Origin of the sequence: Clostridium cellulovorans 743B (genome assembly GCF_000145275.1) — a bacterium.
GTDB classification, from domain to species: domain Bacteria; phylum Bacillota; class Clostridia; order Clostridiales; family Clostridiaceae; genus Clostridium_K; species Clostridium_K cellulovorans.
In genome coordinates, this window is sequence record NC_014393.1 from 3,272,680 (window position 1) to 3,288,538 (window position 15,859).

A 15,859-nucleotide genomic window follows, 5' to 3' on the forward strand; every position below is an offset into this window, starting at 1 on the left:
TTTAAGTATCCTATTAGGAGGTATTGCTTATGGTAGAATTATTATTTACTGGAGTTATAGTTGCAGCTGCATCCTATATACTTTATAAAAAGACACTTTCAAAAAAAGCGAGTTCAAGTGGATGTGGATGTAGTTCTTGCTCATCAACTTGTCCTAAGTATAATGAAAATCCACGCAAATAATCGGTAATTAAATATTTTATATAAACTCACAAAAGGCTGTACTATGATGTGCTTGGCACATCATAGTACAGCCTTTCTTTTATTTATTTAAAAATTCTTCTTTCAAAATTCCCATGACAATTACATCATAGTATTTACCAAACCTATAGATTTCTTGTCTTAGGACTCCTTCTTTTTTAAAACCGACTTTTTCATAACTTTTTATAGCTCTTTCGTTAAAAGAAAATACATTTAGCTTCACCTTATTAACATTTACTTCATTGAAGATAAAGTTAACTAAAGTTTTCATAGCATCAGTTCCGTAACCTTTGCCTTTATATTCTTCATCACCTATAGATATTCCTACTGTAGCAACACTATTTTTTCTATCAATATTGTTTATTCCACAACCACCTATGTACTTAGAGTCTTCTAAGGTTTCAATTGCAAAGGTATAACATTCTCCATCTCTTACCGCGGTCTCAAGCCACTTTTCTTCTTCTCTTAAGCTTATAGGATATGGAATTCCTATATCTATGTTTTTCCTAGTCTCTGGGGTTGTAAAATATTTATGTGCTAACTCTGCATCTTCTTTTTCATATGCTCTTAATCTAATTTTTTCTCCAAAATACATTCTACCACCCACCTCTTTTATTACAGAATCTATTAGAATATATCTTCCAATATTATTTTCTGCATTTCATACGTTACTTTTTCTTTTTCATTCTTAAGAAAGTAACTATAATAACAGCAAAGCTTAATATTATTAAAGCTGAACACACCATTTGAACTGTTTGATTGCCCTGACTAGCATTTAATATAAAAGCACAAAATGCAAGAACAATACTACTAATAAATAAAAACATCTTTTGAATTTCCATAACCTGAATCTCCCCTAAAAGTATTTTAATTAATGGCTTATTGTAACATTTTCTAGGATTATATTCAATATAGAAGGCATAAAAACTCTAATGTATAGCTTTCTTTATATATTTTTTTCCTGACACTTCTACACTTCCTATAGTTACTAAAGCATTTTCATCAAAACCGTGAACTATTTCCTTTATCTTAGCAACTTCTAGACGTGATATAACTACATATAAAACATCTGTTTTAATCCCTTTATATCCACCTTTTCCATCAAGCTTAGTTACTCCTCTACCAAGTCTAGCCATTATAGCGTCTGCTATCTCCTTATGCTCTGCAGAAATAATAATTACACCCTTGGACTCATCTACCCCTTCAACTATGATATCAATAACTTTAAAAGCTATAAAATATGCTATAAGTGAATACATAGCTCTATCCCAACCAAAAACAAATCCTGCACTAGATAATATAAAAAAGTTAAAAAACATTACAATTTCACCAATAGAAAAGCTTAATCTCTTATCTAAAATTATTGCTACTATTTCTGTTCCATCTAAAGAGCCACCATTTCTAATGATTAATCCTACACCAGCTCCAACAGTTATACCACCAAAAACTGTTGCTAAAAGAGTGTCCTGTGTTAAACCTGGAATAGGGTGAAGAAAAGTTACACCTATAGATAAGCATACTACCGCAAACAAAGTCGATAGCGTAAAAGTCTTCCCTATTTGCTTATATCCAATTATAAAAAAAGGTATATTAATAACAAATGTAAATAATCCTAAAGGAAGCTTTGTTAGATGACTTGCCATAATGGAAATTCCAACAACTCCCCCATCAATAATACTGTTAGGAATTAAAAATATTTCAAGACCAACAGAAGTTAATGCTGCTCCTATAATTATAAAAATAATCCTTGTATAAAGCTTGATAAGTTTCTTTTTCATCTCCATCCCTCCGATATACTACAAATATGTATTCTTGATAATCCTTATCTATAATTATAACAGGTTATTCAAATCCTTGTAACACAACCTTAGATTTTCTGAAAACCACCAAAATTTTCGTTATTCTTTTTTATAATATTTATTATTCTGCCCAAATATAACATTTAATCTCAACGTTCTAAATCCCTTTAATTTTTACCTATTTATAAGAAGTACATTTCTTTTATAAGTTTCGTAAGTTCCAAGCTTTTAATAAAAGTTTCACCCCTTCTCTTATTTCCTCAATAGTCAAAGTTGAAAATCCAATTAACACCGTTGACTCTATCTTATTATTGCTTTCATTAATATAATAACTAGATAAATTATAGACCTTTATTCCGTAATCTTCTGCTGAACTTATAAGTTCTTGTTCAGCCATGCCATTTTTTACCTTGAGGAGTAAATGTAAACCTGCATTAGCTCCGATTATTTCAATCTTATCAGTGGTTTCTGTAATAGAAGAAACAAGTACTTCACGCTTTTTCTTATAAATATTTCTCATTCTATTTAAGTGCCTCTCAAAATACCCACCTTGAATAAAGTTATGTAGAACTTTTTGCTCAATAGTAGGCACTGGACAAACATAAAAGGATAAATTCTTTTTATAAATTTTCATCAACGGCTTTGGAAGTACCATATAACTTATTCTTATAGAAGGTGTAAGAGACTTTGAAAAGGCCCCCATATAAATAACCTTTCCACCATCATCAATTCCCTGCAATGCTGGAATAGGCTTACCACTGAACTTAAATTCACTATCATAATCATCCTCAATAATATATCGATTTTCTGCTTCTTTTGCCCAATTTAACAATTGAATTCTTCGATTAATAGGCATAATTATTCCTAAAGGGAATTGATGCGAAGGTGCAACACAAGGAATATTTGCTCCACTTTCACTAAGTTCTTTTATACTCATTCCACTTTCATCAACATTAACAGATCTGTATTTTGCCCCGTTAGTTTTAAATACCATATTTAATTTTTCATAACCGGGATTCTCCAAGGCATAAACATTATCTTTTCCTAAAAGCTGAATTAAAAGCTGAAATAAAAATTCTGTGCCTGCACTTATTATAATCTGCTCTTCATCACAATTTACTCCTCTAGATTGATGCAAATACTCTGCTATACTACTTCTAAGCTTTACATGTCCTTTAGAGTCCCCTAAAGTAAGCAATTCCAAATCTTCTTTATTTATAACTTCCTTTGTGAGCTTCTTCCACGTAGAAAAAGGAAAAAACTCCATGTCCACTCCCTGATGAGAAAAATCATATTTATATGGCGAAGTTTTTGTTTTTTCAAGTTCCTCAGAAACACCTTTTATATCTAAATTAATGATTTCTTCTAACTTAGCAACAAAAAAACCACTTCTAGCTTTAGGTGTAATATACCCTTCTGAAATCAACTGATCATAAGCATTCTGCACAGTATTTTGACTTACTTGAAGATGTGCAGAAAGAATTCTCTTTGATGGAAGCTTGGTATTATAAGGTATAGTCTTTGACTGTATTTCTTTTTTTATATAATCATATAATTGCAAATAAAGAGGCTTTCCCTCATGAGGATTCAAATTTACTGTAATTATGTTCATAATATCTACGCTCCTATTTACCCATATCTGATACCTTTAAATTAATTTAATTTGACACTTTCAATGTGTTCAGAGGTTCCATATAATTATATCATAACTAAAACTAGGAAGGTGAAGAAATGAATAAAAGATACGAATTAAATAAAAACTTAGCTCAAATGTTAAAAGGCGGAGTTATAATGGATGTTACTACTCCTGAACAAGCTAAAATTGCTGAGGAAGCTGGTGCTTGTGCTGTAATGGCATTAGAAAGAATTCCAGCAGATATAAGAAGCGTTGGTGGCGTATCAAGAATGAGCGATCCAAAAATGATAAAAGGCATCCAAGAAGCTGTTTCAATTCCTGTTATGGCTAAGGTTAGAATAGGTCACTTCGTAGAAGCACAAATTTTAGAAGCAATAGAAATCGACTATATAGATGAAAGTGAAGTATTATCTCCAGCTGATGATAAGTTCCATATAGATAAAAATGCATTCTCTGTTCCATTTGTATGTGGTGCTAAAGATTTAGGTGAAGCCTTAAGAAGAATTGAAGAAGGTGCCTCAATGATCAGAACAAAAGGCGAACCAGGCACTGGCGATATTGTACAAGCAGTTAGACACATGAGAATGATTAATAAAGATATAAGAAATATACAAAACATGAGAGACGATGAATTATTCCAAACAGCTAAGGATCTTCAAGTTTCTTATGATTTAGTAAAATTCGTTCACGATAACGGAAAACTTCCAGTAGTAAACTTTGCAGCTGGCGGAGTAGCTACACCAGCTGATGCTGCTTTAATGATGCAACTTGGCGCTGAAGGTGTTTTCGTAGGTTCTGGTATATTTAAATCTGGAGACCCAAGTAAAAGAGCAAGAGCTATTGTTCAAGCTGTTACAAACTATAAGGATGCAAAATTGATAGCAGAATTATCTGAAGATCTTGGTGAAGCAATGGTTGGAATCAACGAAGATGAAATCGCTCTTTTAATGGCAGAGAGAGGAAAATAAAATGAAGATTGGTGTTTTAGCACTTCAAGGAGCTTTCGCTGAACATATTGATTTACTAAAAAAACTTTCAGTGGATACCTTTGAGATCAGAAAAAAAGAGGATCTAATAAATTCAGAATTAGATGGATTGATTATTCCTGGTGGAGAAAGCACTGTAATTGGAAAACTTCTACGAGAACTTGATATATTAGAACCAATACAAAAACTTATAGAAGAGGGCTTACCCGTATTCGGTACCTGCGCTGGGCTAATACTATTAGCAAAGTCTATAGCAAATGATAATAAGTCCTATCTTTCTGCCATAGACATAAACGCTTTGAGAAATGCTTATGGTCGTCAACTTGGCAGTTTTGAAACCATCAGCGAATTCAAGCATATTGGTCCTGTTAAAATGACTTTTATAAGAGCTCCTTATATTGAAGCGGCTGGTGATGAAGTCGAAGTACTAGCAATTGTTAACGAAAAGATAGTTGCAGCAAGACAAGGTAATATTCTAGTTACAGCTTTTCATCCTGAGCTTACAGAAGAAACTCATATTCATAAATTTTTTATAGAAGAAATAGTTAGAAAAAGAATTATTTGATCATCGAATCTCTAATTAGCTTGTACCTGCTAATTAGAGATTTTTTATTTTTAAAAAATTTTAGCAGATATCTTACTTAAATCATAATTTTGCCTATAAACTTATGATATTTGTATACTTTTATTTCTAAAACAATAATGCTTTGATTAAAAAAATATATTATAATAATGATTATTAATTAATAATATTTAGTGTGAAGTGTTTTCCCTGACAGTTATAATTGTTATTTATCAACCTTTATTTCTAACGCAATACCACATAAATAGTTCTGTCAGAGTTAATATATAGTTGAGAAACATTAACATATTATCCAATAAAGGTTCTTCATAGATCACATTGATTTTCCAATGTTTCCCTAGATTCTTGATGTAGTCTAAATAATGTAACTAGTTAATAAAAATTCCGCAGATTTAATTTAAAAAGTTTTTTATTGGAGGTAGTTTATGAAAGGTACAGTAGTTTCTACTTGGGTTAGAACCCTTAGACGATTTTATGGAGATGAGTTAATAGATTCTGCAATGACAAAAGCAGGCTGGGAGAACGGTAAGATATTTTCACCAATCGAAACCGTTGATGATAATAAGCCAAAAATTATGATTGAATATATTGCTAAGGAAAAAAATATTCAAGTGAAGGATTTATGGCGAAAAATTGGTCAAGACAATTTATATTCTTTTGCAAAAGATTATCCAGCATTTTTTAAACATGAAAATCTTTATACTTTTTTAAAATCCTTATTTGATGTCCACGTTACTATGGTGAAAAAATTTTCAGATGCAAGGCCACCACTTTTATCACTTGAACCAATATCAGAAAGAGAAGCTATATTTTCTTATAATTCAAAACGAGGTATGTTTGATTATTTTCTAGGAATGCTTGATGGAAGCTGCACATTTTTTAATGAACAAATCAAAATAGAAGAACTTGAAAGAACATCAACATCATTAAAATTAAAGTTAACCTTTGAAAATGAAATATACTTTAAGAAAACTTATAGATTTAACAAATTCTTATCCTTTGGATTTATAAATAATATTAGTATAAAATTAGCTATAGCCACATTTATAATAAGTACACTCTCAATCATTCCACTTCTTAGTTTTTCACTTAACGGTATCCTACACAGCTTAGTTGAAGGGACAATTATCGGATTTTTAACCTTTATAGTAAGCACCCTTTTGATGAGACCTAAGAAACACCTCTTTAACGCCATAACAGAACTAAATAAAAATAGTTATGTAGAGAATGGTGCAATTATAACAGGTGACTTTTTTGAAGATATGTACGATGAAATTAAAAAATATATGTCTTTAGTTAAAGCTGATTTTGTCGGTTTTAAAGGTGTTACTGATGAGATGGGAACCTTTATAAATAACATCAACGATATATCTGACAAAATGAGTAATACCTCTAAAGAGATATCTGGAGTGGTAGAACAAGTTGCAAACTCTACTTTGAGCCAAGCAGAAAATACTGAGAATGCAGTTTCTATTTTAAATGGCAACATTGAATCATTAAAAACTATCGTTGATAGTGAAAATAAAAATAGAGATGAATTAGAGGTAGCTATAGAGAAGATAAATACTAGTTATCTAAGTGTTGAAAAATCTAGTGAAAACCTAAGCACAACTTTAACACACTTTAATGATGTTAAGGAAAAAGCTATTAATTTAGAAGAAAATGCAAGAAACATCACAAACATTGTTTCAATCGTTTCTCAAATTTCTGGGCAAACAAATCTACTAGCCCTTAATGCTTCTATTGAAGCAGCAAGAGCTGGAGAATCTGGCAAAGGCTTTGCTGTAGTTTCTGAAGAAGTTAGGAAATTAGCAGAAGAAACCAAAGGAGCAGTAGAAGAAATCAACTCAAATCTTATACAATTCGTCAATGATATCAAAGAATTGGTTGGAAATATAGAAACTCAATATACATCGCTAGAAAAAGAAACTAAAAATATTGATGTTGTAAAAGATATTAGCCATGAAGCAAATAATTCAATTGTTGTAGTCTCTCAGTCACTAATAAAAACAGTAGAAATGCTAAATGATGAATCTGCATCAATTTCGCAAGTATTTGAAAGCATAGAAGCTTTAGCTGCCCTTGCAGAAGAAAATTCAGCAGCTTCAGAAGAAGTCAGTGCAAATGTTGCAAGTTATACTAATGAAATACAAAAACTTGTAGGTAGCATTGGTGACTTCCAAAACATTACAAACACCTTTAAAGTTGATTTGGATAAATATAAAATTTAGCGTATATCTCTATACTGATTAAAAAAAACAGCTTAATCTTGTAATACACTGTTATTTTGTATCACTAAAGATTAAGCTGTTCTTTGCTTTTTAGATACTTATATTATAAGTTTAAGCTACTATTCCAATTTATCCTCTTGCTTCTTTGTGGTATTAGCACAAAGATTTTTCTATACTCTCATATCATCAAGAATTATTTTTATAGGTTCTTCTGATATAACCATAGAATATTTACCATCTTCATACTCTCTTATTTTACCAATTCCATCTTGGAATACAAATTTAATTTTTCCGCCTTTTACTTTCTTATCTGTATATAGCTTTTTAACCAATTCATCTCTATCAATGTAATCAGGGATCGATACTGGTAACCCTGCTCTTTTATACAAATCTATAACTCTACTCATCTCACTATCGGTTAAATATCCAAGACTATTAGCTAATTTTACTTGAGCGACCATTCCTATTGATAAGGCTTCTCCATGTAAAAGTTTATAGTCACTTACTACTTCAATTGCTCTTCCTACTGTATGTCCTAAATTAAGTACTTCTCTTAGACCTGTTTCTCTTTCATCTAAACTTACAACTTTGTATTTAACTTCACAGTTTTTATGTGCAATATGCTCACAGGTAGCTGGATCTAAGACAGCTTCTCCCTTTTCATTGATTACTTTATCTATATTCTTCTCAAGGAATTCGAAAAACTCTCCATCTCCAAGACAAGCATGTTTTATAGTTTCTGATAAACCACTGCTTAATTGTCTTATAGGCAGTGTCTTCCAACTTTCTATATCAAGATAAACTTTTACTGGTTGATTAATAAGTCCTATAAGGTTTGTTGCTAGTTCAGTATCTACTGCAGTTTTTCCCCCAATTGAAGCATCTGCAGCTGCTAATAATGTAGTAGCATAATTGATAAACGGAATTCCTCTTCCAAAGGTTCCAGCAATGAAGCCCGCTAAATCAGTAACTACACCGCCACCAACAGCTATAATACAGCTATCTCTACGAAAAGCTTTTTCAAGCATAGCATCTTCAATTATTTCTTTAGTCTTTCTAGTTTTGCTTTTTTCACCTGCTGGGAATACAAATTTCTCAACGTTAAATCCGTTTTCTTTCATCAAGTCAACTATCTTGTTTGCATAAAGTTTTTCTACGTGACTATCTGTTATTATTGCATATTTATGAACCCCTTGAACTAATCCATTCTTTAAATCATTTATTAGGCTCTCAAATAGATTACGTCCTATTTCTATATCATAAGAATCATCTACTACCTTTTTTAAATTAACACGAAAACTAGTCATGTTATTGCCCCCTTACTATTTTCTCAAACTCTATATCTAACTTTAAATAACCTATTGCTTATATTATAGCATATTTGGACATCTAATTTGTAACTTTAAGGCCTTTTTTATCCTTATATGCTTTAATTAGAATAGTAATTTTAGATTTTTAGATATTCTTATTATCGCTATTACAATGCTAATAACCTTTATTTTCATTATTTAAACTATATAAGGAGTCCTTTCCATTATTCAAGAATCACACTATAAGATAGACACTAAAATTAGAATATTCTAGTGCCTACCTTTTTATTCCTTTATATAGTTAACATGATCCTTAACAAATCTTTCAAGTTATATATGTTTCAACTTATTCAGTTTAACAGATCTCTGTTTTATTTTACCCCTTTACAAGAGTATATGTATTACACTCATTTTCTGGTGCAGAATTAAAATAGCTTGTATTATTTAAATCATAATGTACTGCATATGTTATACCACCGCCACCATCTTTTATACCTTTGATTTGTATATCTCCTGTAGTTGGCACTGTGAATTCCTTTGGTTTATTCTTAACCATAAATTGTTCAGAAATTGGCGAACCATTGACAAGAACTTGTACATAATCTCCATCCTCAGCAGCATAATCCCATACCCAAATTTTAGTGTCCTTGCTATCAGATTTATGATTTATAGTATAATCCTTTTGTCCAATGTTTTCATCTTTCTTCATAAGAACAGTTCCTGCTTCTAGGGATGTTGACACCATATTTTTTATGGCGTTCTTAGCCTCAACCCCATTATCAACAGGAGTAACCTTTCTGAATATTAAACAAAATATTAATGGTACAAAACATAAAAGTGCAAAGGCTCTAAGTGATTTTTTGTTTCTATCGCCAGAGTTCCCTTGATTTTTATTCCCATTAGGATAATTATTATCGTATCCTTGTCTATCTTGGTTTCTAAATGTTTCTCCAGTTTCTCCATTAAAATTTCTTTGAGCCTTCAAGTTTTCACCTGATAACTTATTAACAATTTTTCCAAAAAAATTAGCCATTTGATCCTCCTATATGCTTTACAGGTTTTTTATAAAAATAACTGCACATTAAAATACGGCAAACAACTATTTGAACTATAGTCAATATTAAGAACATTATATTTCTTACAGGACTTTTTACCTGATAACCGTAATGTAAAATCATAATAGAAACACCTAAAATTGTTACATCTACAAACAATATCTTTACAAATGGAAAAAACCAAGGCAACTTATAATATATTTTTCTAAATGCAGGAACCAGTAAAGATATACCGATAAATAATCCAAAAACAGCTGCATTTCCCATACCGTTATCTACGCCAGAAAATCCATACTCTACTATCATTTTTAAAGCTGAAAAACTATCCGCAATTGTATAAGGAAGGTAAAGTATCAACATAGGCAATGCTAATATATAGTATAAAATAGCTGCTATATTTCCAATTGTTGATTTAGCGCTCATAAAATCACATCCTTTCAATATCTTCTACTTCAATTACTGTTAATTCTTCTCTAGTTAAGTCCATATCTGTACTTAATCTTAAGGCTTGATTATTTACTGATTTTTCAATGATATTTCTTACATACCTACCATTGCCAAAAGATTCTTCTTTTAAATTTTCACCTAGCATACCAGAAAGTTTGTTTTCTGCCTCTTGGGTAAGTTCATAACCTTTACCTTTATAAAACCCCTTTGCAATCTCCATTAATTCCTGAACATTATAATCTGCGAATTCAATAATGTTAGGGAAACGAGATTTTAGACCCGCATTTGTATTTAGGAAGTCATCCATATCTTTACTATAGCCAGCTAAAATTACAACTAATCGCTCCCTATGATCATCCATAAGTTTTACCAACGTATCAATAGCTTCTCTACCAAAATCATTAGCCCCACCATTAGCTAATGAATATGCTTCATCTATGAATAGAACTCCATCCATAGCTTCCATAACCTTTTCTGTTGTTTTTATAGCAGTTTGTCCTACATATCCTGCAACCAATGAAGCTCTATCTGTTTCTACTAATTTATTAGTTCTAATAACACCTATATTGTAGAGTACATCAGCCACAGTACGAGCAACCATAGTTTTTCCAGTTCCAGGATTTCCTTTGAAAATCATATGTAATGTCTGAGAATTATCAATAATCATTCCCATTTTCTTTCTTTCGCTTTGCAATCTCAGCCTAGCATGTAAGCTTCTTATATAAGATTTCACTTCATCTAAACCAATGATTTTATTTAAAGCTTTGTCTAAATCATAAGCTTCAGTTCTATTTGAATCTACTGTATTTATCATATCTGAAAGTAGTATCTTATTTAATTCGGCAATAGTCACATCTTCTGATGCTATTCTTGCAGATTGATTTCTAATAATTTTTTCAACAAAGTTTCTTGCCATTCTTCCATTACCAGAATGTGCTGTAGATGTTTTTTGCATTTCTTGAATTTCTTCAAACAAACGCTCCTTCACAGTTTCATCTACTTGGAACCCTTTTGAATATATCATTCTTAAAGCTATTTCATATAATTCCTTTGCAGAGTAGTCTGGAAAGTCAATTAGTAAAGGAAATCTTGATTCTAATCCAGAATTAACTTTTATAAAATCAGCCATTTCTTTTTTATAACCTGCTAAGATAACTACAATTTCCCCACGATAATCTTCTATTAACTTAACCAAAGTATCTATAGCTTCTTTTCCATAACTATTTCCATCACTAGTTAGTGAATAAGCTTCATCTATAAATAGCACTCCACCTAATGCACTCTTAAACACTTCTTCTGTTTTAACTGCTGTTTGTCCTTGATATTGAGCTACAAGTCCACCTCTATCAGTTTCAACTAAATGACCTTTTTTTAATAGTCCCATCTCTTTAAACATTGAAGCAACAACTCTTGCAATAGTGGTTTTACCTGTTCCAGGATTACCTGAAAAAATCATATTTAATGATTGAGTTGTATCTAATTCAATACCTGCTTTCCTACGCTTTTCATTTGCAACAAGCAAGTTATATTGAGTCCTTACAAAATCCTTTACACTTTCAAGTCCAATAATCTCTGATAAAGCTTTATCTAAATCAAATTTCTCATAATCTTCAAATTTAAAATCTTCATAAACTAATAAGTCCATCTGTGAGTTTAGATCTTTTATAAGCCTTTTTGATTGTTCCAAAATAGCACTTTCTATATAATTACGAACTAATCGACCATTGCCACTATCATTTCTACCTTTTATCTGACTTTTATCAAATACTCTGATTAATGATTCTTTACAACCTGTTGCAATTTTATAGCCCTTTGACTTTGCAGTAATAAGCGCTATTTCATGCATTTCTTCAGCAGTATAATCTTCAAAGTCTATTATATTTGGAAATCTTGATTTTAATCCGCTATTAGTGTTTAAAAATCCTTCCATTTCATCTTTGTATCCAGCAAGAATTACAACTAAATCATCACGATTATCTTCTATTGCTTTTACCAGTGCATCAATAGCTTCTAGTCCAAAAGTATCATTTTTATCTCTACAAAGGGAATATGCTTCATCAATAAATAAAACTCCACCTATAGCTGATCTCACAACCTCATTAGTTTGCTTTGCAGTATGACCTACATATTGAGCAACTAGATCTGCCCTAGTAACTTCCCTTAGTTGACCGGTAGAAAGAACCCCTATAGCTTTTAAATATTTTGCAACGATCCTTGCAATAGTCGTTTTTCCTGTTCCAGGATTTCCTGTAAAAATCATATGCTTAGAAATTTCTGCAGCCTTATACCCTGAATCTTCACGCATTTTTTGAACTTTAAAATTATTTTCAAGATCTAATACATAATCTTTTACCTTTTTAAGTCCAATAACAGAATTTAATTCTTCTTTTACTTCTTCTAGTTTACTAGCACTATAATCCTTTGGTAATAAATCCATTAAATTTATAACCTTTTTCTCATGGCTTCCAACTATCTGAGCTACAATTTTTTCATGTGAAACAGATAATATAACTTCACTATCTTTTTCCATCGTATTTCTCAATTTGTATTCAGCTAATGCTTTGTAAACACTATCAAATATAAACCTCTCTATAGCTCTGAGTCCCTTGTCATTATTATATTTTTCTGCAAAATAAACAGCTAAAGAGTCGTCATATCTTAATTCAATAGAAAGCTTATCTTTACAAAGGATAACTAGGTCAATAAGAATCTTTCTAGTAATTTGTACTAACTCACCTTTAGTGTAAGAATCCATTTTAATTATGTCACCAACGCTAGTCATAAACTTCGAACCAAATACTTCAGCTATTTTGCTTTCACTTTGATCTGTTACAAAAACAAAAAACTTGCCATTGGCTGAAAGTGCACTAACAGAATTTTGCATCAAAGCACCAGTAGCCTCGATTAGAGTATTATTTTGAACTGCATATCTTGCATTTAACTTATACTCCCCATCAATAACTAAACTAGAAATTGCACTAATAACATTATTGGAACACTTTTCAAAATTATCAATAACAAGAATATCTGAATGTTTATATAATCCTTTATACAAATCCGAAAGAAATATTGGCTGTTCTGATGCAGTTGGATATAGTGATAAATCCAGTCTCGTAGCATTATCATAATTTAGCATTCCTTTTTTATATAGTGCTTTGACAATTTCTTTAAGACATTTGTGTCTTCCTGTACTTTTGTCTCCTATTATAAACATGGAATTCCTTGGTTTCTTTAGATTATATCCCGCTACAAAAGGACGCTTAAAAGCAATAGCTAGATTATTAAGAGAATTTGCTTGTCCAACAATTCTGTTAGCCAATTCATTACTTAAATTAGTAAAAGCTTCATTAACTTCATAGCTTGTAGGATTAACAGTATTATTTCCAGTATAAGTAACTGTATCATTAGGAGTAGCCGCATTATTACTAGGATTTGCATTTCCATAGCTGTTATTTGTAGCTCCACTAGAATAACTTTGAGTTTGGTAGTTTCCATTGGAACTAGGACTTGCATTTACATTGTAATATTGATTTGGTTGATATACTTTTCTTGGTTTCTTGCCTATAAATCCATTTTCCAAAAAACTTTCAACAATTTGATACTCTGGAAACAGGAATTTAAGCACTTTCAATATGTTCATTCTTCATGCTCCTTCAATTTAAGACTAGTAATTTTCTATGTAAATCACTAAATTATTATATATAGTATCATTATTTATCATATTATACAACTTGCATTAATTATTCGAGCTTATTATACACATTTCCAATAAATTTCCTGTTGTATGTACTGGAATTCCTTGGGCTCTTAAATTAATCTTATTGTTTCAAAATGAATAATGACTATACCTAGGGCATATTTGCGTATCCTCAAACTAACGACGATAAAATAAGTTGTATAGTTTATAATACAAAACTACACAACCTATCAATAAAAAAATCTAAATTAGTTAAAATCGAATCTATTGGTTCTGAAAGTAGGCATTGGTAAGCCTTCCTTATTATAAAGTGTTACAGGTCCATAATTAGTCCATGCATATCTAACATATTTAGGTTCTTTAACTTGCTCTGATGAAACAATTATTTTGTTACCATTTATCTGAATATCTGCTTCAAAGAATTCTTTATCTTCTCCAGCAATTTCAAAGCCTTGTGCTTTTTCACCCTTAACTACGATTCCATCTTCCGCATGCTGAAAAGTTAATTCAATTGCATTTTCAAGGTAGCTTAATCCCTTGTATATTGGTCCATATGCTTTCACATCTTTTCCATATACATGATATAAGCTTTGAAGAGCTAGTCTATAACCAACAGGGGCCTTGTCGACTGGATGGATATTATTGAATTCTCCACAATCAAGAATTACAGCTATTCCTGTATTTTTAACAGTCTGATGTACTAACATTTGTTGTTCTCTTACAATAGCCCAATGTTTCTTATCTTCATCACCTCTATTGATAAACATAGGTAATTGTACTAAGATAAATGGAAGTTCATCATCTTGCCAATCTCTTCTCCATTGTTCAATCAATTTAGTTAAAAGTTTTGCGTACATATCTGGCTTATGATCATCACTTTCCCCTTGATAGTATATGAAACCTCTTAAGGTATATGGCATTACTCTTTGAACCATTGTTTCATAAAGACCACCTGGTCTATATGGTGACTTTGGTCCAAGCGGTTCTGGCCAACGGCTTTCCCCCGCGATTTCAAGTACTTCTTCCCAAAGTATTTCTGGGTTCTCCGCATAACATTGATCAACTCTCTTCTGCCATGGGCCATACCAACTATTATAATCTTCAAGCTCTGCAAGATATTCTTCAAAGGTTCTTCCTTCATTAACTTTATCATATTCTTCTAGGTATGTATTTGTATCTTTATCTAAAGCTATACTCTCCTTACTTATCCATGCTGAAGCTGAAGTTCCTCCCCAGTTACATCCAATAATACCCACTGTTACATCAAGCTCTTTTGCTAATTTATCAGCATAATAGTATCCTACTGCAGACCAAATACCAGCTGTCTCAGGAGTACATTCTTGCCATGAAGTATTAGCTTCAGCTTCTAAAAATTCTTCATCCATATAACTTCTTTTATTTGTATAATAAAATCTTACATTTTTATTATCTATTGTTTCAAGTATCTTTTTACCATCTTTACTATTTTGAAGTTCAAGCTCCATGTTTGATTGTCCACCTGCCAACCATACCTCGCCAATCATTACATTATTGAATGTAATTGAAGTATTGCCATCAGAAACCTCTACAGTATGAGGCCCACCAGCAGACATACTTGGTAAAATAGCCATCCACTTATTATCTTTTATTTTAGCAGTTACCTTTGTATCAGCTAAAGTAACTGTTACTACATCACCATTATTACCAGTTCCCCATATATTTATATTTTTTTCTCTTTGTAGAACCATATTATTACTGAAAACTGCTGCTACCTTTAACGATTTCATCTTTACCTCCACAACTTGCCATATTTTTATCCTTATTCTATCACAAGGAAATATAAGTTCCAATTACGTTTCTTAAGAACTTTTATTTTTAGATAAAGTTACAAAAGTATATAGGAAAGAATGTAGCTTTAGTAAATGGAAATATCCTA

At 31.3% G+C, this 15,859-nt stretch carries 13 protein-coding genes; 4 read left to right on the forward strand and 9 right to left on the reverse strand.

All coding sequences use genetic code 11. From position 1 onward, the window contains the following. Positions 1 to 29: 29 nt before the first annotated feature. A complete protein-coding gene (locus CLOCEL_RS22360) occupies positions 30 to 182 on the forward strand; it encodes a FeoB-associated Cys-rich membrane protein (RefSeq protein ID WP_010074502.1) in 153 nt (50 codons plus the stop codon). A gap of 79 nt (positions 183 to 261) precedes the next feature. Here CLOCEL_RS22360 and CLOCEL_RS13410 read toward each other — a convergent pair whose 3' ends face one another. The 4 genes from CLOCEL_RS13410 to pdxR all read right to left on the reverse strand — a co-directional run bounded on the left by CLOCEL_RS13410 (position 262) and on the right by pdxR (position 3,611). After that, entirely contained in the window at positions 262 to 795 is a 534-nt protein-coding gene (locus CLOCEL_RS13410) for a GNAT family N-acetyltransferase (protein WP_010074503.1), read from the reverse strand. A 73-nt stretch (positions 796 to 868) separates the two neighbouring features. After that, positions 869 to 1,042, reverse strand: coding sequence for a hypothetical protein (locus CLOCEL_RS23275; RefSeq protein ID WP_010074504.1), 174 nt, complete (start codon positions 1,040 to 1,042; stop codon positions 869 to 871). An 87-nt stretch (positions 1,043 to 1,129) separates the two neighbouring features. Next, a complete protein-coding gene (locus CLOCEL_RS13415; protein WP_010074505.1) occupies positions 1,130 to 1,978 on the reverse strand; it encodes a YitT family protein in 849 nt (282 codons plus the stop codon). 223 nt (positions 1,979 to 2,201) lie between these two features. After that, entirely contained in the window at positions 2,202 to 3,611 is a 1,410-nt protein-coding gene (pdxR, locus tag CLOCEL_RS13420) for a MocR-like pyridoxine biosynthesis transcription factor PdxR (RefSeq protein WP_010074506.1), read from the reverse strand. Positions 3,612 to 3,730: 119 nt separating this feature from the next. Between pdxR and pdxS the strand changes: the two genes are divergently transcribed. The 3 genes from pdxS to CLOCEL_RS13435 all read left to right on the forward strand — a co-directional run bounded on the left by pdxS (position 3,731) and on the right by CLOCEL_RS13435 (position 7,435). Further along, positions 3,731 to 4,603 carry a pyridoxal 5'-phosphate synthase lyase subunit PdxS gene (pdxS, locus tag CLOCEL_RS13425; RefSeq protein ID WP_010074507.1) on the forward strand — a complete coding sequence of 291 codons (873 nt, stop codon included), beginning with the start codon at positions 3,731 to 3,733 and terminating at the stop codon, positions 4,601 to 4,603. Between the two features lies 1 nt (position 4,604). Continuing rightward, on the forward strand, positions 4,605 to 5,186 hold the full coding sequence (pdxT, locus tag CLOCEL_RS13430) for a pyridoxal 5'-phosphate synthase glutaminase subunit PdxT (protein WP_010074508.1): 582 nt from the start codon (positions 4,605 to 4,607) through the stop codon (positions 5,184 to 5,186). Positions 5,187 to 5,629: 443 nt separating this feature from the next. Next, positions 5,630 to 7,435 carry a heme NO-binding domain-containing protein gene (locus CLOCEL_RS13435; protein WP_010074509.1) on the forward strand — a complete coding sequence of 602 codons (1,806 nt, stop codon included), beginning with the start codon at positions 5,630 to 5,632 and terminating at the stop codon, positions 7,433 to 7,435. 170 nt (positions 7,436 to 7,605) lie between these two features. Here CLOCEL_RS13435 and aroB read toward each other — a convergent pair whose 3' ends face one another. The 5 genes from aroB to CLOCEL_RS13460 form a co-directional block, all read right to left on the reverse strand. Next, entirely contained in the window at positions 7,606 to 8,742 is a 1,137-nt protein-coding gene (aroB, locus tag CLOCEL_RS13440) for a 3-dehydroquinate synthase (RefSeq protein ID WP_010074510.1), read from the reverse strand. Between the two features lie 379 nt (positions 8,743 to 9,121). Beyond that, positions 9,122 to 9,778 (reverse strand): hypothetical protein, encoded by a 657-nt coding sequence (locus CLOCEL_RS13445; protein WP_010074511.1) that lies wholly within the window; start codon positions 9,776 to 9,778, stop codon positions 9,122 to 9,124. After that, a complete protein-coding gene (locus tag CLOCEL_RS13450) occupies positions 9,771 to 10,223 on the reverse strand; it encodes a hypothetical protein (protein ID WP_010074512.1) in 453 nt (150 codons plus the stop codon). The genes CLOCEL_RS13445 and CLOCEL_RS13450 overlap by 8 nt, the downstream gene beginning before the upstream one ends. A 4-nt stretch (positions 10,224 to 10,227) precedes the next feature. Next, on the reverse strand, positions 10,228 to 13,887 hold the full coding sequence (locus CLOCEL_RS13455) for an AAA family ATPase (RefSeq protein WP_010074513.1): 3,660 nt from the start codon (positions 13,885 to 13,887) through the stop codon (positions 10,228 to 10,230). A gap of 305 nt (positions 13,888 to 14,192) precedes the next feature. Beyond that, entirely contained in the window at positions 14,193 to 15,710 is a 1,518-nt protein-coding gene (locus CLOCEL_RS13460) for a sialate O-acetylesterase (RefSeq protein WP_010074514.1), read from the reverse strand. Between the last annotated feature and the right edge of the window lie 149 nt (positions 15,711 to 15,859).

Coding starts and splice junctions, on each gene's coding strand:
- CLOCEL_RS13450 (WP_010074512.1), bottom strand. CDS start 10,223: ATGAGCGCTAAATCAACAATTGGAAATATAGCAGCTATTTTATACTAT.
- CLOCEL_RS22360 (WP_010074502.1), top strand. CDS start 30: ATGGTAGAATTATTATTTACTGGAGTTATAGTTGCAGCTGCATCCTAT.
- CLOCEL_RS13415 (WP_010074505.1), bottom strand. CDS start 1,978: ATGAAAAAGAAACTTATCAAGCTTTATACAAGGATTATTTTTATAATT.
- CLOCEL_RS13460 (WP_010074514.1), bottom strand. CDS start 15,710: ATGAAATCGTTAAAGGTAGCAGCAGTTTTCAGTAATAATATGGTTCTA.
- pdxT (WP_010074508.1), top strand. CDS start 4,605: ATGAAGATTGGTGTTTTAGCACTTCAAGGAGCTTTCGCTGAACATATT.
- pdxR (WP_010074506.1), bottom strand. CDS start 3,611: ATGAACATAATTACAGTAAATTTGAATCCTCATGAGGGAAAGCCTCTT.
- CLOCEL_RS13435 (WP_010074509.1), top strand. CDS start 5,630: ATGAAAGGTACAGTAGTTTCTACTTGGGTTAGAACCCTTAGACGATTT.
- pdxS (WP_010074507.1), top strand. CDS start 3,731: ATGAATAAAAGATACGAATTAAATAAAAACTTAGCTCAAATGTTAAAA.
- CLOCEL_RS23275 (WP_010074504.1), bottom strand. CDS start 1,042: ATGGAAATTCAAAAGATGTTTTTATTTATTAGTAGTATTGTTCTTGCA.
- CLOCEL_RS13410 (WP_010074503.1), bottom strand. CDS start 795: ATGTATTTTGGAGAAAAAATTAGATTAAGAGCATATGAAAAAGAAGAT.
- CLOCEL_RS13445 (WP_010074511.1), bottom strand. CDS start 9,778: ATGGCTAATTTTTTTGGAAAAATTGTTAATAAGTTATCAGGTGAAAAC.
- aroB (WP_010074510.1), bottom strand. CDS start 8,742: ATGACTAGTTTTCGTGTTAATTTAAAAAAGGTAGTAGATGATTCTTAT.
- CLOCEL_RS13455 (WP_010074513.1), bottom strand. CDS start 13,887: ATGAACATATTGAAAGTGCTTAAATTCCTGTTTCCAGAGTATCAAATT.